Below are 22,816 nucleotides of genomic sequence, written 5' to 3' on the forward strand. Positions count from 1 at the left end.
TTCCAACACTTCCAATCTATCTCTGTCGAGTTAGATTATCAGTGAAAACTGGGGAATTTTAAACCGTTATTATTGAGGATTTTAACACCGATATTCACACAAGCTTTCTTATATTTTTTCTACATAAGATTTGCTGTCTATTCCCTCACTATACGCTACATACCTACTTTCCTCATCAGCAGCTTTCACAACAAATGCTTGAAGCTCTGACCATTTTTTCGTCTAAAGTCAATGGGAAAGTCTCAAACACAGCGTCGATTTGCAACAAGTCGATCTAACAGTTTTCCTTTCATGTAGCATCCATCCTGTTCTAAAATTCTTTAATATCAATCCCAATACACCAATACAGACTGTCCGTAGACAATATTCCTCTATTGTAAAGTACATCAGCTAGTGTCTTTTTATATAGGGATTATTTCCCAAAACAATGGACTTATATTATGTTGCGAAGGAGAACATGCTACTCATAAAAAGGACTGATGATCATTAACATATCTCAGCTATCTGAAGGTGATGTCGTCTATGTTGTCTATCGAAACCCACACGCGCAAAGCGTCGCTACGATTCAGGAAGCGCATATCACCGAACACCCCGATCAACCGGGTGAACTAAGCCTTTTTCTTCTGGAAAGCTATTATCCGCTCGATCGTGATTACGCCATGTATACGAGCTATGAAGAAGCTGTTGCAGCCTATACGCATTATTTTGAAGTAGACGAGGATGTTTTTTATGGTTAAGCCCTTTATGCCACAGCTCGTTTATATTGAGCCCCGCGCAATGGAGTTCCCCCTAGGCAGACAGCTCTATGAGAAATTTGACAAGCTAGGCGTTGAAATTCGTAAAACGACGTCACACAATCAAGTACGGAATATTCCTGGAGACAATCACCAGCAAAAATATCGCAATGCTAAATCAACACTCGTCATCGGTCTCCGCAAAACATTAAAGTTTGATACATCAAAGCCGTCAGCCGAATATGCGATTCCTTTAGCGACCGGATGTATGGGACATTGCCATTATTGTTATTTACAAACGACAATGGGAAGCAAGCCTTACATTCGAACGTACGTCAATACGGAAGAGATTTTTGCTGCTGCCGATCAATACATGGAGGAACGCTCTCCGGAGCCGACGCGCTTTGAAGCCTCATGCACGTCTGATATCGTCGGCATCGATCATTTGACGCATACATTGAAAAAAACAATCGAACATATCGGTCAAACAAAGCACGGATTATTACGCTTTGTCACTAAGTTTCATCATGTCGATCATTTACTGGACGCAGAACACAATGGCCGCACACGCTTTCGCTTCAGTTTAAATGATGATTATGTGATTAAGTTTCTTGAACCAGGAACGTCACGGCTTGATCAGAGAATTGAAGCGGCAGCGAAGGTTGCTAAAGCCGGATATCCTCTTGGATTTATTATCGCACCAATCTATTTACACGATGGCTGGCGTGAAGGCTATGAGACACTCTTTAAAAAGTTAGCGGAAAAACTTCCAAACGAAGCTCTGGATAATTTAACTTTTGAACTCATCCAGCACCGTTTTACGAAGCCTGCCAAGCGTGTCATACAAGAAAACTACCCAATGACAAAGCTCGAATTAGATGAGGAAAAAAGAAAATATAAGTGGGGCAGATACGGAATCGGGAAGTATGTTTACCAAACCGAGGAGCAAGAAGAAATAAAAGATGTATTTCAAATGTATATTGACCGTTACTTTCCTGAATCTCATATCGAATACTTTACTTGATGCCGTTTCTATCTGAAGGTATGACTGACGAACCCTTTGAAAAAGTTCGTTCAATCATGCCTCTTTTTTTAAACAAAATAGACAGTAGCTTTAACATCCAAGCTACTGCAAATATAAAATTATTTTTTTGTTCGCATCACAAACAGTAATATCGTAATGAGTGTAAAAGCAATGAACGCGAGAAACGGAATCGTCACAAAGCCGAACCAATGAATGTATTGAATATTACAAGGGACGCCACCAGTACATGGTGTCAATGGTCCAAACCCTGGCACTTTTTGCGTAGCATAATGGTAGCTGGACACGCCCATACCTATCATTGAGAAAGGCAGAGCGTACCTTTTAATATGCCAATCCCCTACATATGCGGCAATTCCTAATATAATCGCTAATGGATACATTAATATCCGTTGATACCAACAATATTCACACGGAACAAACTCTTTAATTTCGCTAAAGTAGAGGCTGCCGAGTGTAGCGATCAGAGCAACAACCCAAGCAACATATAGCAACAAAGGATTGAAACGTTCTGTTGACATACTTACTCCTCCATCTCGATTAGCTTGACGAGATGCTCATATTCAAAAGGATTGTTTAGCTGATGCTCATTGACCATGATGGTTGGGGTTTTAGTGACATTAAATTGCTCAAGCACAGCTTGATCAATCGCGACTTGCTCTTTATACGTCGCATTTGTCATATCCTCTTGAAGCTGATCTACGTCAATTCCGACCTCTAACGAAGCTGCCATCTGTAAAAGAGCGTCTTCTGTCACCCAAGGTTGATCGTGCTGCTGCGTTTGTGGCTGATTGCGGTAAATTTCCTTATGGTAAGGCCAAAAGGCGTCTTGATTTTGCTGCCATACCGCCTCACTGGCAAGCGAAGCTAGTACGGATTCCTCACCGTGAAAAGGCGTATTAATATGAATAAACTTCACTTTTCCTGTATCAATATACTCTTCTTTTAATAAAGGAAAAATCGATTGATCCCAAGCCTTACATGAAGGGCACTTATAATCAGCAAATTCGACGACTGTCACCGGTGCTTCGGAATCACCTAATACGGGCTGACCTTCAATTGAAGGAGGCGCATCAAACGTCTTCGCTATATCCCCACCGCTGGACATATTATTAGCGACAACGATAAAACCGATCGCTACAGCGGCAATGATGACCGTCATTAAAACAAGATACTTATTTTTCATCTGTCTAAACCTACTTCCATTTTGGAGTACACCGTCATTTATCTATGTTCTCAACTTTTACGTAAGAAATTATATAACGGCTATACGCAAAATGCCAGTTTCGAAAGATTATTTTGACAACAACATCTACAACCATTCCTTAATAAATGCAATCGTTTCAGCAATATGAGTGACTGACCCCGGAGCGTCATGACCCGAATAAGGGAACACCTTTAGCTCCTTCTCACTCGTAACACGATTATAAACGCCAAATATCGGCTGCGGTGGACAAACAAAGTCACGCATGGCAGCTGACATCCGAATCGGCGCCGTTATTCGCTCTGACAGGTTGACATGATCGACATAAGCCAATGTTTGAAAAACCTGTTCGACGTGTTCGGGGTTTCGCGCCATAAAGCGCTCAACAATCTGAAGAGAACCTTCCATTTTTTGATGAATGGCTAAAGGTACGTCACAAAGATTCGGCACATCGGACACAACAACGGACGGACGTTGATCAAGCGCCGCCACCCCAAGAACAATGCCGCCGCCCATACTTCCACCAATTAAACCGATCCGCTTCTCATCGACCTCCTCAAACTGACGGACGACGTCAATCGCACGCACGCCGTCTAAAAAAACGTGGCGATAGTAATAATTCTCAGGCGATAAAATCCCTTGCGTCACCCAGCTTCCCCCTGTTCCGTGTGGATAAAAAGCGGCATCACCACTTTCCCCATGCCCCCGCACGTCAACCGAGAGTACACCGTACCCTTCAAGCACCCAATGCGCGTATTGCGTGACCGAGCCTTTGTCACCACCATACCCATGAAAATGAATAAGGCACGGTACACGGTCTGACGTTTTCGGACGAATCCAATCGGCATGAATTGGTGTCGTATCCTCACCGTGATACACAACTTTTTCAACGAGAGCATTCGCTAGTGGATACGCTATTTTATTACGGGTCACATTTAAAGACACTTGTGCTGAAGAATGGAGTGCCTTGTCCCAAAACAGATCAAAATCGTCCGGCTTTGTTTGCTCAGGGATATACGTTTCAAATGTTGCTTTCTGCTTAACAAACTCTTTCATTCAGACGCCCTCCCTTATGCTATGTTTTTCAACATCATAGCATAATGAAAGCATCCTATCATGACTAGAATGTTAAAATCCACCCTTTGTCCCAAATTCTGTGATCGTAATTTTCACTTTAATATCGATTGGAATATGTGGGAAAATGCCTTCATCCCAGACATCCTTCACTTTCTTCCATTCTTGATAATGATGAATTTTTGCCAACTTATGCAAATCCATCGCATCCGCTTGAAGATCTTCTTGCAGAAAAGTGGCGGTCTTCTCCATCCTCCCTTTAATTTCCTTTTCAAACTCGTTTTGTACGTCTTCTAAATACCCTTCCTCAAAAGCATTCCAGTCTTTTTCTGTCGCCCAATCCTCTGACAGCCTTGCTTTTAGCTCCACATAAAAATCAGCTTTGAAATGTCCATTTTCAAAGGTAAGCTCTGGCGTGATGTCCGTATGATGAATTTCCATCACTTGTTGGTCAGAATCGCCTTTGACGACGATCCCGTCAATCTCATTGCCGAGTAGAAAATTCAAACCGATCACTTGATAATCATCGAGGTATCCAACGACTTTTCTTGACCGCCCCTCGATGACGTAAGCACCCCCTAGCTTTTGGACACCGTCTTTGAGACGAACAGCTGGAACTGCAAATGTTTCTTCACCTTGCAATCTTGCAGATAACTGCCCGAGCGTCATAGCAGGAAGCCTTTTAATCGAATAATTGCTCGCATTTAATTTTTTTAAATGCTGGGCAGGAATAACCTGATCTAGTCCTGATGAAAGAATTTGCTGTGCCGGTTCATTCGAAATAAACACTAAACTGCTTCGTCTCGCTTCATTACTTTTAACGACTTGACTCAAATATTTATTGACTGCTAATTTTTCTGCAAGGTCTTTATGAATGATGATCGATTCTAAATGTTTCGCATTAATCACATTGGCTTGTAAAGACTCATCTCTAATCGCCCCATGAAAGCTTGGATTTTCCTCGTGTAAGTTTATATAGGGCGACGCTTGTTGCTTCGCCTTTGTATTGATGACTTGGAAGGTCGTCATAATATCACCATCCGATTGCCCAAGGTCATACCCATAACCTATTGCCATTGAAATATCCTCAATATCTTGTGCGTCCCAGCATCCCACTAAGCTACTTAACATAATGATAAGAAAACTCATCCTCATCATTCGTTTAATCACGTCGAACCCTCCTTCTTATCTTATGGACCAGGAGAAGCACGATTGGAACAACAAAAGCACCATAGTAATAGCCCATCCCGCTTAATCCCAAATACTCAAATAATTGATTGATATTCTGCGGGTAATAGGCGATGACAAGACTCAACGGGAAGACGAACAAAATGGCCTTGCGCTTCGTTGATGAGAATACTTGGGCCACAGAGTGTAAAATCATATAAAAGAGAGATGCGGTAAACGTAAAAATTTGCATGAGCCAAATGAAGATAAAGAAGATTTCAAACCGCTCAAAGAACAAACCTTCGATCTCATAAGATTGAACGAGCGAAATCGTCGGCCATGTCAAATGCTCGGTCTCTGCCATCCCGATCCCGCCAATAACGACAATATAGATTAGGATGTAAAGAAACGCGGCAATTAAAATAGAAAGAACCCCAACTAAGCTTATTTGTTTCGTCTCCATATTCCCTGATATAAAAAGCAACATTTCAATCCCTAAAAAATACAAACCTGTACTAGGTAAAGCTTTAACAACTGGCCACGGGCCTTCCCTTAAAACCGGCATTAAATTCGTCACATCAAAAATGCTAAAACTTAAAGCAATGATCATTAAAAGTACACAAATGGTCAGAACGAAAAACAGTAGGTACACACGACTCATGACCTGAAGGCCACTTAACGCCAAATGGCTCGAAATGAAAGCAAACGTCACTAGAATGACAAAGAAAGGCGTCTCGTCAAGCAAGAAATAATGAATTAGCTCTCCTACAGCTCGAATTTCAAGTCCTAGAAGCGGAGTAAAGTATATGATATATCCGAGCGCTAAGAGACGAGTACCCATCTTCCCAATAATGCTTGGACTATACTCATACAGCGTTTGCTTTGGAAACGCTGCTGATAGCTTGCCAATAATGAAGTTAAACACCAACGCTAAAGGAACGGCCAGGATAAAGACAATCCAACCATCTGCAGATTGAATTTCCTCTGTAATGCCCCTTGGGAGGGTAATCAACCCCAAAGCCAACAAAGTGGAGGCGATGACAGCCACGGATTGAGCAAAAGACAATGTACTATTGATAGTCAGCTTAGAATTCAAAGTGATCACTCCCTTTAACGCTGGCGTCGATCATCTAACGGGCGAAAAATCCGGCTGCGATTCTTTTGAAATTGAATGGGTAGACGGATTAGTAAATCCTTCCACTCACTTTTGGTCATAGGGACGACAGGGGTATAGTAATGGACACCGAAGCTGTTTAGCTTCATCAAATGAATCACCATGCAAACGATAAATAAAAAGACGCCATAAATGCCGAGCACGCTGGCCGCAATCATTGCAATAAAGCGGAGAATTCGAAACGACACACCGATTTCGTATTTAGGCACTGTAAACGAAGCAATGGCGGTGATGGCAACGATAATAATCATAATCGGACTGACTATTTTCGCCTCAACGGCTGCCTGTCCAATGATGACCCCACCAACGAGGCCAATCGTTTGACCAATAGGGCGGGGCAAACGGAGCCCTGCTTCGCGCAAAAGCTCGATGGTGACCTCCATAATTAATGCCTCGACAAAAGCTGGAAAAGGCACTTCCTCCCTGGATATTGCGATTGAAATCGCCAGTCCCGTGGGCAAGAGTCCTGTATGAAATGACACTAACGAAATATATAATGCCGGTAAAAAAAGCGTAAACAATACAGCCACATATCTCAGAACTCTCAGCAAAGAACCCGGTAACCAACGAGAGAAATAATCATCAGGGGTTTTTAAAAAATCGTGAAATGTAGAAGGGACAATTAATGCGTATGGTGAGCCATCTAATAAATACGCCACACGCCCATCCAACAGTCCAGCGATCACGCGATCCGGTCGCTCTGTATTTTGGATTTGGGGAAAAGGCGAACGCCAATCATCCTCGACAAACTGCTCAAGCATCCCTGCATCGCTCACATCATCGATGTCGATTTTGTCTAATCGTGCCTGAGCTTCCTTGACAATGGACGGATTCGCTAGTTCTTTGTAATAAACAATGGCGACCTTTTTTTGATTGCGCACGCCAACCGTACTCTCTTCAACGACTAAACGCGGATCATTGGCACGCTGTCTTAAAATCGTTGTGTTTGCTTTAAGAGATTCTAAAAAGCCGATTCGAGGACCACGCACAACCATTTCTGTCATCGGCTCTTCAACTGACCGTTCGATTCGCTTGTCAAGGTGGACAAGAAAGACATCGGTGATACCGTCTACAAATAAAAGTGTGACTCCTTTAAATAATGCTCGCACCGCTGCCTTCTTCGATTGTGCAGCTTCGAGACTCGTCACATTGACATGGTCGCGAATGTTGTCATGGCTAACTGGCTCACTAATCGCCATCATCCGTTGTAACACAGTGCGATCAACCTCTTTGCTGTCCGCAAGCCCATTTAAATAGAGTACTGCTGCCTTCTGGTGCCCTTGAATACTAAAATGACGTATCATTATATCCGCATTATCGTCAATATACTCTTGAAACACTGCGATGTTCGTATCAATCTCTTGTGAAAACACAGGTTCTGGCGACTGTTGGCTGTCCATCCGACTCCCCTCCCTTCTTGACAACTAATATGTCCACCCTCATTCGACTTTATGTGACTTAAAAGGAAAATGACAGATGGTTGGTAAGCACTTCGTGACTCACATCATTTTCACTAAAAATGTGTCATAAAAAAAGTGCCAACAAAGCCTTTTCCGGGCTTTCTTGACACTATGAATTTACTTCCTACGTTTCTAATTGATCGATTTTTGCTTTGAGCTGTCTTATCTTTTCGACATGATGTTCTTTGTCAACCTCTGTCATCTTCTCATCAAACGCAATGAGCTGTTCATAAGCGAATTGCAGCCTTTTTCTTTCTTCTTCCTTCTCGCGATCGGAACGAGGCGGACGCTCATTTGCTTCTTTATACTCTGAAAATGTACCATTGTACACCTCCACTCCAGAGTCATGTAAAGCAACAATTCGTGTCGCTAAACGTTGGACCATGTAGCGGTCGTGCGAGATGAGTACGATCGTCCCTTGATATGACTGGAGCACGTCCTCGACAATTTCTCGTGTCGGTACATCGAGGTAGTTTGTTGGCTCATCAAGCATCAGCACATTTGCCCCGCTAAAATATAGACGGATAAATGCAAGCCGGCATTTCTCACCCATACTTAATGCTTGCACAGACTTAAAGACATCATCTTTGCGAAAGAGGAAGGACGCTAAGATCGTTCTCGCTTCTGTTTGCGTCATTCCAGGCAGCTCTAACAGATGATCGAGCAAGGTCACTTCCTCGTTCAACTCCTCCAGCTCTTGGGCAAAAAAACCAATCCGCGTCTGTGGATTAACCGCTACTCTTCCTTCGTCAGGGAGAAGCTGGGCAGAAAGGATTTTTAAAAGAGTCGATTTACCGCTCCCGTTTTCTCCTAAAATGGCGAGACGATCACCGGTGTGAATGCGCAGGGTGACATTTGAAAAAATGTCTTTTTCTCCATATGCAAAAGAGACATTTTCCATCCGGACAGGCGACTTCGCAGCGAATGTGTCTGCTTCTAGCTGAAAGGACACTGTTTCCGTCTCCTGCGGCTTTTCAATCCCCTCGTCGTTGAGCTTCTGTAAAGAAGACAGCTTTGCATGATAGCGTGAGATGTTCTTTTTTGCCTTACTTCGTAAAAAATCATTTGTTCCTGCTGATTTGTGCGCTTGGCTAAACCATTCGTGATAGCGACGTATGCTTTCCTCTAGCGCTTTCTTTTCTTGCTGCTCTTTTCGATATTGTGTCTCTTGTGTCCTCTGTTCCACTGCCTTCTGTTCTTTATAAGCTGTATAATTTCCTTGATACAAGGACGTGCCATCAGAGGTTAATTCGAGTAAAGCATGAGCCGTTTCATCTAAAAAATACCGGTCGTGGGAGACGTAGAGAATCGTCCCCTTAAAATGATTCATCCAATGCGCAAGCTCATTCATTCCTTCATGATCTAAATGATTGGTTGGTTCATCCATCAACACAAGCGGCGGATCTTTCAACATGATTTGCGCCCATTGCGTTTTTGTTTTTTGCCCGCCACTCACCTTATCGTAAGAGACGCCATGAATAGCCTCTGGTAACCCTCTCTTAAGTAAGGCTTGGCGAATGTTTTGCGCTTGGTCGTAGCCTCCTAACGATAAAAACGATTCGTAGGCTACTTCATAGCGGTCATATGCGTTCGTATCCTCACGCAAGTCTTGTTCAGCTTGCTGTAATGCTTTATATGCAGCTTGCCACTTAGGAAAGGCAGCACTAGCGACATCAAACACTGTCCAAGTATGAGGTACGTGTACATGCTGCTGGACGACGCCCCACTCATCTGGTGCAAAAGCTCTGAAAATGGAACCTTCGTCAACGCCAATGTCGCCGGCAAGTGCTTTAAGTAACGTTGTCTTCCCGACGCCGTTTTGTCCGAAGACCGCCACATGTTGTCCTTTTGTCAGGGTAAAGGACACATCCTTAAAAACCAGACGTCCATGCCATTCTTTTTTTAAACGATCTACGTGCATGACTGTTTTCATATGATCGCCTCCATTTTAAATTAAGAAACACGCGCCTTCATCTGCTTTTAAGGCCACACAAAAAAGCCCACAGTTCGTACCCTGTGAGCTTCACTACATAAAAAAACGTATGCCAAAAAACCTGTATAACACACAAAAAAATGTGTATTCGTAGAATCTACAGGTCCTTTTATGCATACGTATCCTGTCCTTGTGTGATCTCACTGCTTGGCACGTGTGCCTGTTTTAAGATAACAAAGAAGAATACGTATGCTTACTTCATGGACCTATAGATCCCTCCGTTCATTCAGAATTTCCTTTATTTAACCATAAGAGAAATTGTCTGTCAACCTCAGTTATCGTCGCTAGCAAGCTGAGCCAGTTCTTCCCATCGCTCATACGCTTTCGTTAAGCGCTCTTCTGTTTCAAGTTGTTTGGCGTACAATTCCTGTGCTTTTCCAGCGTCATCGCCTGCTTCAGCGACAGCGCTCGTCAGCTGCTCGACCTCTTCTTCCAATAAGGAAATATCGTCCTCAATTCGTGCCCATTCCTGCTGGTCTAAATAGGACATTTTCTTTCGTTTTTTGTCCCGCTTTATGTCAGGTTTCGCTTCCGAAGCGTTTGTCTTCTCCCAATGCTCCTGCGCTTCGCGCCATTCTGTATAACCACCCATCAACCGCTCCCACTGCCCATCACCTTTTGCCCACAGGATGTGATCGACAACGCGATCGAGAAAATAGCGATCGTGCGTCACGGTCACGACGGTACCAGGAAATGCATCGAGATAGCTCTCCAGCACACCGAGAGTTTCTGTATCAAGGTCATTTGTCGGCTCATCTAAAAACAGGACATTCGGTGCCTGGAGCAAAACATTCAATAAATAGAGCCGTTTTTTCTCGCCACCGGATAAATATCGGATCAATGAACGGTGGGTCGAACGTGGGAATAAAAAACGCTCGAGCATCTGTTCAGCCGTGACTTCCTCGCCGTCAACCGTGCGGATCACTTCAGCAACCTCCCGCACATAATCAATCACCTTCAGATCATCTGGTAGAGGTGGGTGATTTTGTGTGTAAAAGCCTAGGCGTACCGTCGTCCCCATTGAAACGAAGCCTTCATCGGGCGTAAGATCTCTAGCCAGTAAACGGAGCAGCGTCGTTTTTCCTGCGCCATTTTCTCCGACGATTCCTAAACGTTCATACCTCTGGAGCGACAGACTAAATTGATGAACAATAGCACGGTCATCATATGAAAAAGAGATGTTGTCTGCATCGATGACGTCATTACCGAGCCGTTCTACGAGCAAGGGGATTTCTAGGCGTCCGTGTTGTTGTTTCCCTTGACTACTTTTTAGCGCTTCGATACGATCTTTTCGCGCCTTTTGTTTCGTCGAGCGCGCTCTTGCGCCCCTGTTTAACCATGCCATTTCTCGTTTTAACAAATTCGCTTGTTTCTTCTGCTTCTCGTCTTCAAGGGCGAGCCGCTCGGCCTTGCCTTCCAAATAAGTCGCATAATTTCCATCGTGTCTATAGAGATCGCCACCATCCATTTCGAAAATGGTTTCAGCAACTTGATCAAGAAAATAGCGATCGTGCGTGACCATGAGCAAAGCGCCTTCATACGATTTTAAATATTTCTCAAGCCATTCCACCGTTTCATGATCTAAATGGTTTGTTGGCTCATCTAAAATGAGCACATCTGCCGGCTGTATAAATGCCCGGGCAAGGGCGACTCTTTTTAACTGCCCGCCTGACAATTGTTTTACACGAGTAGAAAATTGTCGAACACCAAGCTTCGTCAAAATGGTTTTGGCCTTCACTTGTGCATCCCAAGCCTCAAGTTCATCCATCTGTGTCTGTGCTTTGAAGAGTTGATCTTGTAACACCTGTGTATTCGGCTCATTTTCCATCGCATGAACGGCTGCTTCATACGCTTTGACGGCTTTTAAAATCGGAGCATCGCCACGGAAGATATACTCAAACACAGTGATGTCTTCTTCAAAAACAGGATCTTGATCGACAAAAGCCACCGAAAATTGATTGGCATGAGTGATCGTTCCTTCGTCTGGAGATTCTAGGCCGGCGAGCAAGCGAAGCAGACTAGATTTACCGGTGCCGTTCACACCAACGAGGCCAATTCGCTCTTTCGATTCAATGGTTAACGCCACATCGTTTAACAACACTTTTTCTCCAAATGATTTATATAAATGCTGTGCAATGAGCAGACTCATCTGACCACCACCTTCATTGTTACTTTATGTGAAATGTTCTACCCTTGTAAAGCGACAGATGCGTTCTCCTGTAAACAAAGCCTTACTCTTTTTACAAGAATACGGGTAAGTGAGATTTTAAACGGGTACATTAATGAATAGCTGTCCACCTAAAAAGGAGAACAAATTTATGCTGTCATTTCTTACTGTTATCACCATTGTCATCGTACTAGGTATTGTTTCACAATGGCTTGCTTGGCGATTTCGCCTTCCTGCGATTGTCGTGATGGCGGTCGCAGGTCTCTTAATCGGACCAGCTTTCGGGCTCATCAATCCGGAACAACACTTAGGCGACCTTTTTAATCCGATCATCTCGTTGGCTGTGGCGGTGATTTTATTTGAAGGAAGTCTTCAATTGGATTTTAGAGAAATCAAGGGGTTACGCCTGCACATTTATCGTATTGTCACCCTCGGCGGTTTGTTGGCTTGGATATTCGGCAGCCTAGCCGCTCATTATGTTGCGGGTCTATCCTGGGCACTTTCGTTTGTCATCGGTGCCTTATTTATCGTCACTGGTCCTACCGTGATTATCCCTCTATTACGGCAAGCGAAGCTAAAGCCCAGGCCTGCTTCTGTATTAAAGTGGGAAGGCATTATTGTTGATCCACTTGGCGCGATTCTCGCCGTCTTTGCGTATGAGCTCGTGCCACTATTTTTTCCTATGAATGGCAATGAAGCTTCTGCTGATGTCCTTACCTTCTTTTTAGGGCTGGTGTTCTCGGTCACAGCTGGCTATTTGTCGGGTCGTGCGCTCACTTGGTTGTTTACACACGCAAAAATTCCTGAGTTTTTAAAGTCTCCTGTCGTGCTCTCTTTCGTCCTTGCTGTGTTTGCACTGTCTGATGAAATTATGCATGAAATGGGCTTACTTGCCGTGACGGCGATGGGGCTTACGTTAGCCAATCAGCATAAGGCATCGGTCAAAGACATTCAGCATTTTAAAGAAAACATTTCGATACTACTCACTTCGACCATTTTTATTTTACTCACAGCTTCCTTAAACAGGGAGGTTCTGAATGCCATTTTACAATGGCCAATCGTGCTTTTTGTCATCTTGATGCTCTTCGTCGTCCGCCCGTTATCTATCTGGATTTCTACCATCGGCACAAAATTAACTGCGAAAGAAAAAATACTGATTGGCTGGATCGCGCCGCGCGGTATCGTCGCCTTAACCGTAGCTGGTTATTTTGCCGAGAGCTTTGCCAAGGATGGGTACCCCGATGCTGAGTTGCTCATTCCGCTCACCTTCGCCCTGTCCTTCGCAACCGTCTGCGCCCATGGCTTTTCTATTCAATGGCTTGCTCGAAAACTGCAGCTAGCGAATGAGGAAGGGACAGGTGTTTTATTCGTCGGCAGTAACACCTTTACAATCAAGTTCGCGGAAGCCTTGTCTACGCACAAGGTGAACGTGCTGATCACAGATACGTCTTGGGAGCGGTTAAGCAGTGCCAGAAGACATGAGCTGTCAATTCATCAAGGTGAGGTTCTTTCCGATCACTACGATTTTACTTTGGATGTTACGCCTTACGATATCGTTATTTCCGCGACGGAAATTGACTCATATAATGCACTCGTCTCTCGTTCCTTCGTTCACGAATTCGGCAGCAACCATTTATATCAAACAAGCTTATATCCACGAGAGCCTTTTGCCCATGAAGAAATGCCGTCCTCAGTACTGGGACAGCAATTATTTCAAGAAACGCTCCATTTGCGCAAACTTATTTACTTGCTTGAGCATGAAAACTATTCAATCCAGACGATTCACCTAACAGAGGACACCCCATTAAAGCCCTACACCGAGGACATCGACGAGCGGACAATACAGTTAGCTGTTTTAAAACCGAACGACCAGCTCTATTTCTTTACGAACGATAAACAACCTCATATAGCTCAAGAAGATGTTCTCTTTATGTTGGCGCCCTCTGCAGAATCAAAGGATTAATTAAAAAAATACTTCTCGACTTCTTGCCAATTCGCAACGCGTGTAAAGTCATTAATATGATCGTTATGAGGCGCCGCATATAACAAGCCGGTACCTGAAAAAGCCCTCAGCTGTTTAGGGTTATCATCAATTAAGTAGTCCGCATGAATAATGCTTTTGTCTCCACAAAAAACAAAATTCTCTTCAGGGAGAAACGGAAAATGCTCCTTCAACCATTGGTATTTCGCATCAAAGGATGCAGGGACTTCCATTGCGGCTGTCGCAATAAACACTTCATGCTCTTTGTGCAGTCGCTCAATGACTCTCTGGCTGTCTTCAATGACAGGGAGATCACGGAAAAATGACGTATCATTAGATGGACGAAGAGTTGTTCTGTAAAGTTCGGACGAACGTCGTAAATTTTATTTCCCCTAAGCGACTCCGGCGTAATCGGTTCCTCATCCTGACAGTGTTCATTGCACAGCTCGATGAGTCGCATTCCTGTATCGGCCATGACTTCATCCATATCAATGGCAATTCGTGTCATTTTAAACCACCCTTTCCCATTCCTGTTGTGTAACATAGCTTCTTCCATTGTATCATAGATAAGACGAGCAGTTCCTATAGAGCCGCTCGGCTTCTTTTTTCTATTGCATCGTATGGACGACGGTTTTTTACAATTCTAAAAGCAAGGAAGGATCGTTTTCATAACATAACGTTAGATCGTGCAAGGCCCGTGTACAACCTACATACAGTAGCTTTGTATGAAAGGGATCATCACGATAATGGTCTTCATCCACATTCGTGAGCAAAACAGCATCAAACTCAAGCCCCTTTGCTAAATAGACTGGCATTACAGATATCCCTCCTTCATAGCGATGGTGTTCTGGAGAGATAAGTGTCGCTTGCACCCCTTGTTCTACAAGGGCTTTGTGAATCTGTCGGGCTTGTTTTTCCGTCCGCGTCAGCACAGCTAAACTCTGGAAGGACTGTGCCTCCTTTTGTTTCACCCACTCAAACGCATAAGTGCTTTGCTTTTTCATCACCTTGACCTCTTGCCCGCTTCGAAACACAGGCTCTGCCTGGCGGTCCTTTCCTCCGAGCCGCCGTAAAAAACGATTGGCAAAAGAAACAATTTCGTACGTTGAACGATAGCTTCTTTTCATTAAAGACACTTGCGGTGTGACAGAGAAGACTTCATTCAGCTCAGTCCAGCTCTCAACGCCGCTTTTCCCGTAAATCGCCTGCCCCATGTCCCCTAGAATCGTAAATGAAGCACCTTTAGTCACTTCATTTAATATCTTGATTTGGAATGGCGTGACATCTTGTGCTTCGTCAATCACAACATAGTCATAACGCTGCTGGAGCACTCCATTTAGTCGGTAATGAATCAATAATAGTGGCGCCAGGTCACGAACGGCTATTTTCTCTTCATTCATTAAACGAGCGTGCTCTTCAGGCAGTAACTGTTTTAATAGCTTCAAATATAATGTAAACGCATCTGTTTCTGGCCAGCTTGCCTTAAAGCTCCTTAGTCTCTGCTTTGCCTTTTTCTTAAAAGCACGCGCTTTCAACGGTTCAAAAAGGCGAGCCTCCTCGTCAATCCAGTGCTTGATTCGATCATGCAAGCGACGCATTTTGCTTGCTAACGGCTGTTGCGCTTGCCCTGCTGTCCATTGATTTAATTTTTCAATGGGAAGTGTCTTCCCGTGTCCCGCATCAAAAGGTTTGGCTACAGCAAAAGCCGTATGCGTCGCTAGCTCCGTTTCCAACTGTTTGCAAAAGGAGAATGACCCTAGGTCGTTTTCGTTTCTCAACTGTTCGTCTTCACTAGACTCAAAGGTGGCTCGTAGACGAGAAGCGCCTTCCTCTAAAGGGTACGGAAGGTCGAGCTGCGCGAGAGCCCATTCTGTAAACGTCGTTTGTTGTATGTCTCCCACACCAAGCTCCGGAAGCACGTCCGAAATGTAATCAAGGAACATTTGGTTTGGCGCAAAAATAATCATATGTTCTGCGCGCACTTTTTCACGATATTCATAAAGTAAATACGCCAGCCGATGAAGCGCCACTGTCGTCTTTCCACTCCCAGCAACGCCTTGAATGATGAGAGGCGCGTTGATCCTTTCGCGAATAATATCATTTTGTTCGGCTTGAATTGTCGAGACGATATCACGAAGTTTATCATCTTTATTTTCCTCTAACCGATATAAAAGAAATTCATCACCGCCCCCTGAATGGCCTTGCCCTCGAACGTACGTATCAACCATACGCTGCAATTCTGCTTGTCTGATTAACAGGTTTCGCTTCAAATAAATTTGCCCGTCGACCGGACCTTCTGGGGCCACATAATAGGCGTCATCACCTCCGCCTGTAAACCCATAAAATAGACTGGAGACGGGTGCACGCCAATCGATCACGAGCAGTGTGCCGTCTTCCGTGTCGTCAATGCCTGCTTTTCCAATGTAATAGGCGCGTACGTTGCTTTCTTCATCATTTTTAAAATCGAGACGCCCGAAATACGGTGAGCCCATCGCTCTCCTCAATTGCTCTTTTCTCTTTTCGCGGTGATGCTCTAACGCTTGTTCTGTCACATCATCGCCGATATATGGCGGTATCGCCTCTATCTCCTTCAGTTGTTCTTGAATATGACCACACGTTACAGACAAATACTGCTTTTCCTCTTCCCATCCAGCCAAAACGTGCTCCTCCTTTCGATTGCTCTTGTCTAGAGACTCCTTCTATTGTGCCTCGACAAAAAAAGAAATAGTAGACTTATAGTTTAAAATTTGCTAAGCTATTTAATGTACAAATACCTTCTTTAAATTTACATATTATGGTAATCATTGAACAAGTCCACGACGGTCTTGTTTTCTTTTAATTTTATAATGAAAACGAATACATTTCTTTTAGAGGAGGCGTTCCCTTTGAAACAAGTTGTGTGTGAACAACCGGATCATTTTTCTTTACACGTCTCAGCTCCCATCCCAGAAAGAAATACAGGTGAAGCGCTTGTGCGCGTGCATCATATCGGTGTTTGCGGAACCGACTTACATGCCTACAAAGGAAGGCAGCCTTATTTTGCTTATCCAAGAGTCTTAGGTCACGAGCTGTCAGGCGTGATCGAGGAGGTCTGTGATGACAGTGCCTTTCAGTCTGGAGATCGTGTTACTGTGATGCCTTACCTCTATTGTGACAACTGTTCTGCCTGTAAACGTGGGCGCGTGAACTGCTGTGAGTCGTTGCAAGTGATGGGCGTTCATGTAGACGGTGGGATGCAGGAGTGGATTACTGTTCCAGAACGACACTTGATTAAAGTTCCTGAAGACATCGACTTAGCTCACGCCTCGTTAATCGAACCGTTATCCATCGGTGCCCACGCCATTCGTCGAGCCAATCTCCAAAAAGAGGACACCGTTCTCGTCATCGGCGGAGGTCCCATCGGTCTTGGTGTCATGGCGTTTGCTAAAGAAAAAGGGGCTCACGTCATTGCGATGGATATGAACGAACGCCGACTTCAGTTTTGTCAAACGTGGGCACAAGTGGATGAGACGATCTTAGCAGGAGATAACCCGAAAGAACAATTGCTGGCGGCGACTGGTGGTCTGTTACCAACAACAGTGCTGGATGCTACAGGAAATGTCTCGTCCATGAATCAATCTTTTTCTTATGCTAGCCATGGCGGACAGGTCGTCTTCGTTGGACTCGTCAAAGACCACATCCATTTCTACCACCCAGACGTACACAAAAAGGAGCTTTCCCTCCATATGAGTCGGAACGCCACCTTTGAAGACTTTCGCAACGTCATGTCTTCTTTGGAAAACGGGTCGATTGACCTTTCAAGCTATATTACCCACCGCGCCCCGCTCGAGGAAGTCCCTGAGAGATTTGACCAGTGGCTTAATCCAGAATCAGAAGTCATTAAAGCGGTCATCGACGTCTTCTAATGATTGGTAGGTCTACACTGCCAAATCGGGAAGTCGAGTACTGTAGTTCATAAGAGGACGAGGAAGACAGCCGGGCGACCAATGTGCGGGTTTGCCAGACTAAAACAGGCGGTTACCTTTACTCAAAGGCATCCGCCTGTTTTTCTTAATGAATCAGCCCACTCTCCATCGCTTCAACCTGCGCCTTTGCCCCATAATACGCAAGCCTTTGCAAAGCCATGTGCGCCATTTCTACCTTCAGCTGATCCAGTTTGAGGGGCAAATCGCTTCATTAACCGTTCCTCATACGAAAAATGAGGCAGGAGAAGTCATGGAAGAGCTAAAAAAAGAACTAGCCAACCTCTACCCTCGTGAAGGCATCGTGAAGGCATACCTATCTTTTCTTAAATCTCTACCGCCATTAACTGAATCGATAGAGCTGCTGGAAGTACGCTTAGAAGACTTTCATCAAGGAGCATAAAAACACTAGAATAAAGCGTAGACAACATCTGATTGGTTGTCTACGCTTTATTTATAGTGGTGGATGAGAATATCTTTTCGGTTTTCCTGAAATTCTTGATCTAAAAATTCGGGACCAAACGGCGGTGTCAAGCGTTTGTCATCAGGTATAAAAGCCTTGCTTTCTTACTAAACTACGTCAGATGTGGCGCTTTATTGGCATCCGCTTGCCAAACTCTCTGTACAGAAGTCGCAATACCAGAAGACAACGTAAGCTTGAAAACATCTGGATTAGACAACTGCTCCCATTCAGCAAAACCGAACCTTTCGTCTATTTTCCTAAGGAGTAAAGCGAGCAGATTGCCATGAGTCACAAGCATGACTGCCCCTTCACGCTTCTCAACAGACTCTTCTAAAGCCTCCCATCCCCTTTTCGCGGCTTCTTTGCTTGACTCACCACCATCAAGCGTAAGCAATGGATCGTCAAATGATGCCGCCAACTTTTCTTTCCAGTCATCGATCGGTTTACCTGACAAACGGCGCTCCTGTAGACGAAAGTCCTGGATAATAGGTAGCTTTTTATCTAAAGCCACTTGCTCAACGGATTGTATAGCGCGTTTGAAAGGACTTGAATAAATTGCGTTAATCTTTTTATCGGCAAAAAACACCGCTAAACGATCACTTTGTTTCACGCCTTCCTTTGTCAAGGGCGCTTCCGCATCTTGGGATTCCGCCTGACAGTGACGTACTAAATAAACGGTCATTTCATTTTCGTTCATACGATACTCTCCTTCATCAACAAAGGATATTCATGTAGTTTCCCTTCATAAACCAACTGTAAATCTGGGTGCTGTAAAAAATCATTTGGCACAACTAACGACGTTTTCACGTCCCATAAAGGGACCTCACTTTTTTTAAGGAGTTCAGCAACAAATTGTGAACAAAAATAAGCATTTTTCATAGCCAAAGGCAAATCAAGCATGATACCAAATAAGCCAATTAAATTGTAGCGGTATAACTCTTTATTTTGCTCAAAGTGCTGCAGAAGAGAACTAATTCTACAATGCTCCTCTTCTGAAACCTTTAATTTTAAAATCGCACAGCGTGTTTCTGGGAAGTGTTTAAACATCCCTTGGTTTACATTCTCTTGGACGAACCCACCCCATACAGGCACATAGAGATGCTTGCGACCAAAACTATACATTTCATTTAAATGCAAATCCATAGAAATGGAGACATGATTATAAGGAGCACCCGTATAAAATTTAATGAATTTATTAATCCACGAGCCTGTTTCTGTCAATATGATGTAAACACAACGTTTAGACATAATCTCACTACCCATCTCGCTTCTTTCCTATGCATCTATATATACGAAATTTATCACGATAGGTTTCACATAACTATCGTGAATTCGTCTTTATAGACATCAGACCGAAGTCGGAGGGCATTTGAAAAATACATAAAAACAGTGATAATAAACGGTTTCTTTTCCTTTCTCTAATATTCTGAAACCTTTATTTGCATAAAATTCTACCATTTACCTTAAAAATCCTCTTAATCAAAATGAAAAATTCCTCTTTTCTGATATTTACCGAGTTTCATTTCGCTGAATTTCAAAGCCGGCTCCAAATCGAACCAGCTTTGTGCTGTTACTATTTTGATCTAGTCACTACTTCCATATTTCTCGGGCAATAATTCCATCACATTGCACTTTTTCACGTTACCTTTATACGGGAGGATGACATCAATATTGTCACCGTAATCGCTAATAAGTTCACGACACATGCCACAAGGCGCCACCACCCAGCAATGGTCAATATCCTCATGCGGATGAGGATGGGCAACAGCAACAATGGCATCAAATTCGTGCGCTCCCTCAGAAATTGCTTTTCCGATCACTACAGCTTCAGCACATACGGCAATTCTCCCTACATTCGCTTCTAAATGAACAGCAGTAAAAATGTCACCATTTGACGTCCTAACAGCAGCGCCAATATGGTGTTTTCCGAAACGGTATTGCTTTTCAATGACCTCTTCTGCTGCACGAACAAGCTGTTCGTCCGCTTCTGTCAACGGTCTTTCTTTTATCATATTATTCTCTCCTTTCTTAAAGCGACTTCTTCATCATACAGACTGAAGTGTTTATTGCATACCATACTTAGACAGGCGGATGAGCATTTATATTTATAATCCAAGCAAAAGATCGGCTCATTACATATCAAATATAGAAATTGCAAAAAGGGGGGGAATTATTTTGGGAAAAAGACGACCTTGTCCATGTGAAATCTGCCGCACGAAATGTAAAAAGAAGTGTAAATGTATTTGTCCACCTGGACCACCGGGACCGCCGGGATCACAGGGGCCACAGGGGCCACAGGGACCGCCCGGACCGCCTGGCATCAGCCCAATTTATTTAGCGGCCGAAACCGTACAAAGCGGACATTTTTTAGGTTTAGGAACATCTGATCTCGATTTTATCGAGAGTACTGTTGTCATTCCGCAAAGCGCCACCATTTCAGGATTGGTTTTGAACATTCGTGATGAGGTTCTTACCGCAGCGGAAAGTGTAACGGCTGAGATTTATGTAAGCACAAGTTGTGGGTTTATTGCCCCTACAGCCACTGGAATTACCGCCACTGTCATGGGGCCGAACAACACAACTGAGCCAAACTGCTGCGCCGTTGGAACCGGCACATATATGGTGGAACAATGTGATTTAGTATCCGTGCGGATTACGCACAGTGGAAACGAAGCTTTAATGGACGGTGCCGCGGTCACAATATTATTTTCCTAACTCGATTAGAAGAGCTTTCTCGCAAAAGCTCTTCTTTTAATTTCAAGTGCTCAATTATTGGCACTTCTGGTGGATTCATCTTCGCTGGCAACTGATCTAATGAGAAAAAACGTAAATCTTGAACCTCATGAGCATCAAAACGTCATTTTCTAATATATTCGCGACACAGATAAGCTGCTGTTACATTATAAGCCTCATCTCCATGGGGGTATTTGTAGTACATTTCTTCACCAGAGAAAACACCCATTAGCGTGAGCTTCTCTGCCCGAAGACCAGTCTCCTCATATAGCTCTCTGCGAGCAGTTTCTTCTACACTTTCTCCCAATTCTAGTGAACCTCCTGACAATCCCCAGCAATGATTGTCCTTCCGTCGTTGCAAGAGAATTTGTTTTGCATCATTGATGACGATGACACATGCACCGACGAGCAGCAACGGACGGCTACCGACGACTTTTCGCAGTTCCGTAATGTACCCCATACTAACCTCCCTCAATCCTCTCGTCTATGCTACGCGTTTTAGACTTTAGCCTCATCTCTGCCGCTTTCACATGCACCTATTATAAAAAAATGGCTTGATTGAATGTGTAAGAGCACGTCACATGAGGAAGCTCCCTAGCAAGGATGTTCGAGATTGTATGAATATCATCCTGTCTCTTCCCCCCTCTATTCTAGCCACTCCAATTGACGATCACTCGGCTCAAATAAGCCCGTATAAGGATCAAACCGGTACACCTTATCCTCTTGCTCGACCTTAAGGTAAACGTAATAATAAGCGTTGGTCATTTGGAGAAACGAGCGTTGATCAAAGCCAATTTTGTCGACGCGAGCTGGTGGTACTTCTGCTTGCACAGGTGCACCGAATGTTTCAGCAGCATACGCCTCCACCTCTGCAACCGCCTGCTCGTACGTATAATGGGGGAGATTTGTATAAAAATATGTCCCTACCCCTGCAAAAATAATGAACGCCAGCACATATGCCGTCATCAATTTTTTCATCTTGCTCACTTTTTTAAACAATACAATACCGACCAGCAGACAGACAATTAATACCACACTGCACAGTACGAAAAAGTCGTCCCCGTTTAAGATATTTAAATACTTTTTATCAGGTAAAATAAAGAGAAGCCGACCGCCAACGGTCACGAGCAAGATAAAAACAATATTTAAAATCGTTATTTTTCGATCTTTCTTCAATGAATCTCCTACCCATCATGAAGATTTACTGAAAACAGTTCTATTTCGTCATTTGTGGTGACTCAGGGTGATATTGCATAAACTCAATGCGATTTCCATCTGGATCTCTCACCCAACATTGCCTATTTTTATCGAGTCCTTGCTTCACCTCTACATCTAACGAAACCCCTTTGCTTTTTAATTCGCGCGCAAAAGAAGTCATATTCTCCACTTCCAGGCATAAATGGTTATAGCCAATCGTTTTTTGATCAAGAGCAGGGCTCTTCTCTCCCCCATAAAACAGCTCGATAAATTGCCCTTCACAAATTTTTAAATACACAATCCAAGGCTGCTGATGTTCATCTTGCAGCTCAAATAGCTTCGTAAACCCGAGCTTGTCACAATAAAAATCTAACGACGCCTCCATATCTTTCACCGTGTACGCCGTATGGGCGATACCTTTAATCATGACATCCGCCTCCTAAATATATTTATTATGAAGCTTAT

The 22,816-nt window shown here is 43.8% G+C and carries 20 protein-coding genes and 2 pseudogenes; 6 read left to right on the forward strand and 16 right to left on the reverse strand.

Annotation, left to right across the window (positions count from 1 at the left end):
• Nucleotides 1-479 precede the first annotated feature (479 nt).
• Complete coding sequence (locus G4V62_RS08815) at nt 480-737, forward strand: transcriptional regulator SplA domain-containing protein (protein WP_165201316.1); 258 nt, start codon at nt 480-482, stop codon at nt 735-737.
• Nucleotides 730-1,758 carry a spore photoproduct lyase gene (gene splB / locus G4V62_RS08820; protein WP_165201317.1) on the forward strand — a complete coding sequence of 343 codons (1,029 nt, stop codon included), beginning with the start codon at nt 730-732 and terminating at the stop codon, nt 1,756-1,758. The genes G4V62_RS08815 and splB overlap by 8 nt, the downstream gene beginning before the upstream one ends.
• A gap of 119 nt (nt 1,759-1,877) precedes the next feature.
• Here the strand turns inward: splB and G4V62_RS08825 are convergent, their stop codons facing one another.
• From G4V62_RS08825 to G4V62_RS08860, 8 genes are all read right to left on the reverse strand, one after another.
• The gene (locus G4V62_RS08825; protein WP_165201318.1) at nt 1,878-2,297 is read right to left on the reverse strand and encodes a disulfide oxidoreductase; all 420 of its coding nucleotides are present in this window, start codon (nt 2,295-2,297) and stop codon (nt 1,878-1,880) included.
• A gap of 2 nt (nt 2,298-2,299) precedes the next feature.
• On the reverse strand, nt 2,300-2,962 hold the full coding sequence (locus G4V62_RS08830) for a DsbA family protein (RefSeq protein ID WP_165201319.1): 663 nt from the start codon (nt 2,960-2,962) through the stop codon (nt 2,300-2,302).
• A 126-nt stretch (nt 2,963-3,088) separates the two neighbouring features.
• Complete coding sequence (locus G4V62_RS08835) at nt 3,089-4,036, reverse strand: acetylxylan esterase (RefSeq protein WP_165201320.1); 948 nt, start codon at nt 4,034-4,036, stop codon at nt 3,089-3,091.
• Between the two features lie 72 nt (nt 4,037-4,108).
• On the reverse strand, nt 4,109-5,224 hold the full coding sequence (locus tag G4V62_RS08840; protein ID WP_165201321.1) for a Ger(x)C family spore germination protein: 1,116 nt from the start codon (nt 5,222-5,224) through the stop codon (nt 4,109-4,111).
• The gene (locus G4V62_RS08845) at nt 5,217-6,317 is read right to left on the reverse strand and encodes a GerAB/ArcD/ProY family transporter (RefSeq protein ID WP_165201322.1); all 1,101 of its coding nucleotides are present in this window, start codon (nt 6,315-6,317) and stop codon (nt 5,217-5,219) included. The genes G4V62_RS08840 and G4V62_RS08845 overlap by 8 nt, the downstream gene beginning before the upstream one ends.
• Before the next feature lie 14 nt (nt 6,318-6,331).
• A complete protein-coding gene (locus G4V62_RS08850) occupies nt 6,332-7,795 on the reverse strand; it encodes a spore germination protein (RefSeq protein ID WP_165201323.1) in 1,464 nt (487 codons plus the stop codon).
• Between the two features lie 184 nt (nt 7,796-7,979).
• Nucleotides 7,980-9,788 (reverse strand): ribosomal protection-like ABC-F family protein, encoded by a 1,809-nt coding sequence (gene abc-f / locus G4V62_RS08855; RefSeq protein WP_165201325.1) that lies wholly within the window; start codon nt 9,786-9,788, stop codon nt 7,980-7,982.
• 331 nt (nt 9,789-10,119) lie between these two features.
• Nucleotides 10,120-11,997 carry an ABC-F family ATP-binding cassette domain-containing protein gene (locus G4V62_RS08860; RefSeq protein ID WP_165201327.1) on the reverse strand — a complete coding sequence of 626 codons (1,878 nt, stop codon included), beginning with the start codon at nt 11,995-11,997 and terminating at the stop codon, nt 10,120-10,122.
• A 169-nt stretch (nt 11,998-12,166) separates the two neighbouring features.
• On the opposite strand from G4V62_RS08860, the gene G4V62_RS08865 reads away from it, so the two are divergent.
• Nucleotides 12,167-13,978, forward strand: a complete 1,812-nt coding sequence (locus tag G4V62_RS08865) for a cation:proton antiporter (protein ID WP_165201329.1) — start codon at nt 12,167-12,169, stop codon at nt 13,976-13,978.
• On the opposite strand, the pseudogene G4V62_RS20820 reads toward G4V62_RS08865, so the two are convergent.
• Together G4V62_RS20820 and G4V62_RS08880 are read right to left on the reverse strand one after the other, a co-directional pair.
• Nucleotides 13,975-14,552 (reverse strand): annotated as a pseudogene (locus G4V62_RS20820) (5' nucleotidase, NT5C type). The gene G4V62_RS08865 and the pseudogene G4V62_RS20820 overlap by 4 nt on opposite strands.
• Before the next feature lie 79 nt (nt 14,553-14,631).
• A complete protein-coding gene (locus tag G4V62_RS08880; protein WP_165201333.1) occupies nt 14,632-16,653 on the reverse strand; it encodes a HelD family protein in 2,022 nt (673 codons plus the stop codon).
• 228 nt (nt 16,654-16,881) lie between these two features.
• Here G4V62_RS08880 and G4V62_RS08885 point away from each other — a divergent pair, with 228 nt between their 5' ends.
• Both G4V62_RS08885 and G4V62_RS08890 read left to right on the forward strand, forming a co-directional pair.
• Nucleotides 16,882-17,901, forward strand: coding sequence for a zinc-binding alcohol dehydrogenase family protein (locus G4V62_RS08885; RefSeq protein WP_165201335.1), 1,020 nt, complete (start codon nt 16,882-16,884; stop codon nt 17,899-17,901).
• Nucleotides 17,902-18,121: 220 nt separating this feature from the next.
• Nucleotides 18,122-18,361 (forward strand): hypothetical protein, encoded by a 240-nt coding sequence (locus G4V62_RS08890; RefSeq protein WP_165201337.1) that lies wholly within the window; start codon nt 18,122-18,124, stop codon nt 18,359-18,361.
• A gap of 172 nt (nt 18,362-18,533) precedes the next feature.
• On the opposite strand, the gene G4V62_RS08895 is transcribed toward G4V62_RS08890, so the two are convergent.
• The 3 genes from G4V62_RS08895 to G4V62_RS08905 form a co-directional block, all read right to left on the reverse strand.
• On the reverse strand, nt 18,534-19,118 hold the full coding sequence (locus G4V62_RS08895) for a histidine phosphatase family protein (protein WP_246218349.1): 585 nt from the start codon (nt 19,116-19,118) through the stop codon (nt 18,534-18,536).
• Nucleotides 19,115-19,684, reverse strand: coding sequence for a C40 family peptidase (locus G4V62_RS08900; protein ID WP_246218350.1), 570 nt, complete (start codon nt 19,682-19,684; stop codon nt 19,115-19,117). Before G4V62_RS08900 ends, G4V62_RS08895 begins: the two co-directional genes overlap by 4 nt.
• A 320-nt stretch (nt 19,685-20,004) precedes the next feature.
• Entirely contained in the window at nt 20,005-20,433 is a 429-nt protein-coding gene (locus tag G4V62_RS08905) for a cytidine deaminase (RefSeq protein WP_165201339.1), read from the reverse strand.
• A 163-nt stretch (nt 20,434-20,596) separates the two neighbouring features.
• Here G4V62_RS08905 and G4V62_RS08910 point away from each other — a divergent pair, with 163 nt between their 5' ends.
• The gene (locus G4V62_RS08910; RefSeq protein ID WP_165201315.1) at nt 20,597-21,136 is read left to right on the forward strand and encodes a hypothetical protein; all 540 of its coding nucleotides are present in this window, start codon (nt 20,597-20,599) and stop codon (nt 21,134-21,136) included.
• Here G4V62_RS08910 and G4V62_RS08915 read toward each other — a convergent pair.
• The 3 genes and pseudogenes from G4V62_RS08915 to G4V62_RS08925 all read right to left on the reverse strand — a co-directional run bounded on the left by G4V62_RS08915 (nt 21,117) and on the right by G4V62_RS08925 (nt 22,778).
• Nucleotides 21,117-21,614: pseudogene (locus G4V62_RS08915) on the reverse strand (NUDIX hydrolase). The gene G4V62_RS08910 and the pseudogene G4V62_RS08915 overlap by 20 nt on opposite strands.
• A gap of 185 nt (nt 21,615-21,799) precedes the next feature.
• Complete coding sequence (locus G4V62_RS08920) at nt 21,800-22,330, reverse strand: hypothetical protein (RefSeq protein ID WP_165201341.1); 531 nt, start codon at nt 22,328-22,330, stop codon at nt 21,800-21,802.
• 40 nt (nt 22,331-22,370) lie between these two features.
• Nucleotides 22,371-22,778 carry a VOC family protein gene (locus G4V62_RS08925; RefSeq protein ID WP_165201343.1) on the reverse strand — a complete coding sequence of 136 codons (408 nt, stop codon included), beginning with the start codon at nt 22,776-22,778 and terminating at the stop codon, nt 22,371-22,373.
• Nucleotides 22,779-22,816 lie beyond the last annotated feature (38 nt).

It is taken from the genome of Litoribacterium kuwaitense, from assembly GCF_011058155.1.
GTDB classification, from domain to species: Bacteria; Bacillota; Bacilli; order Bacillales; family DSM-28697; genus Litoribacterium; species Litoribacterium kuwaitense.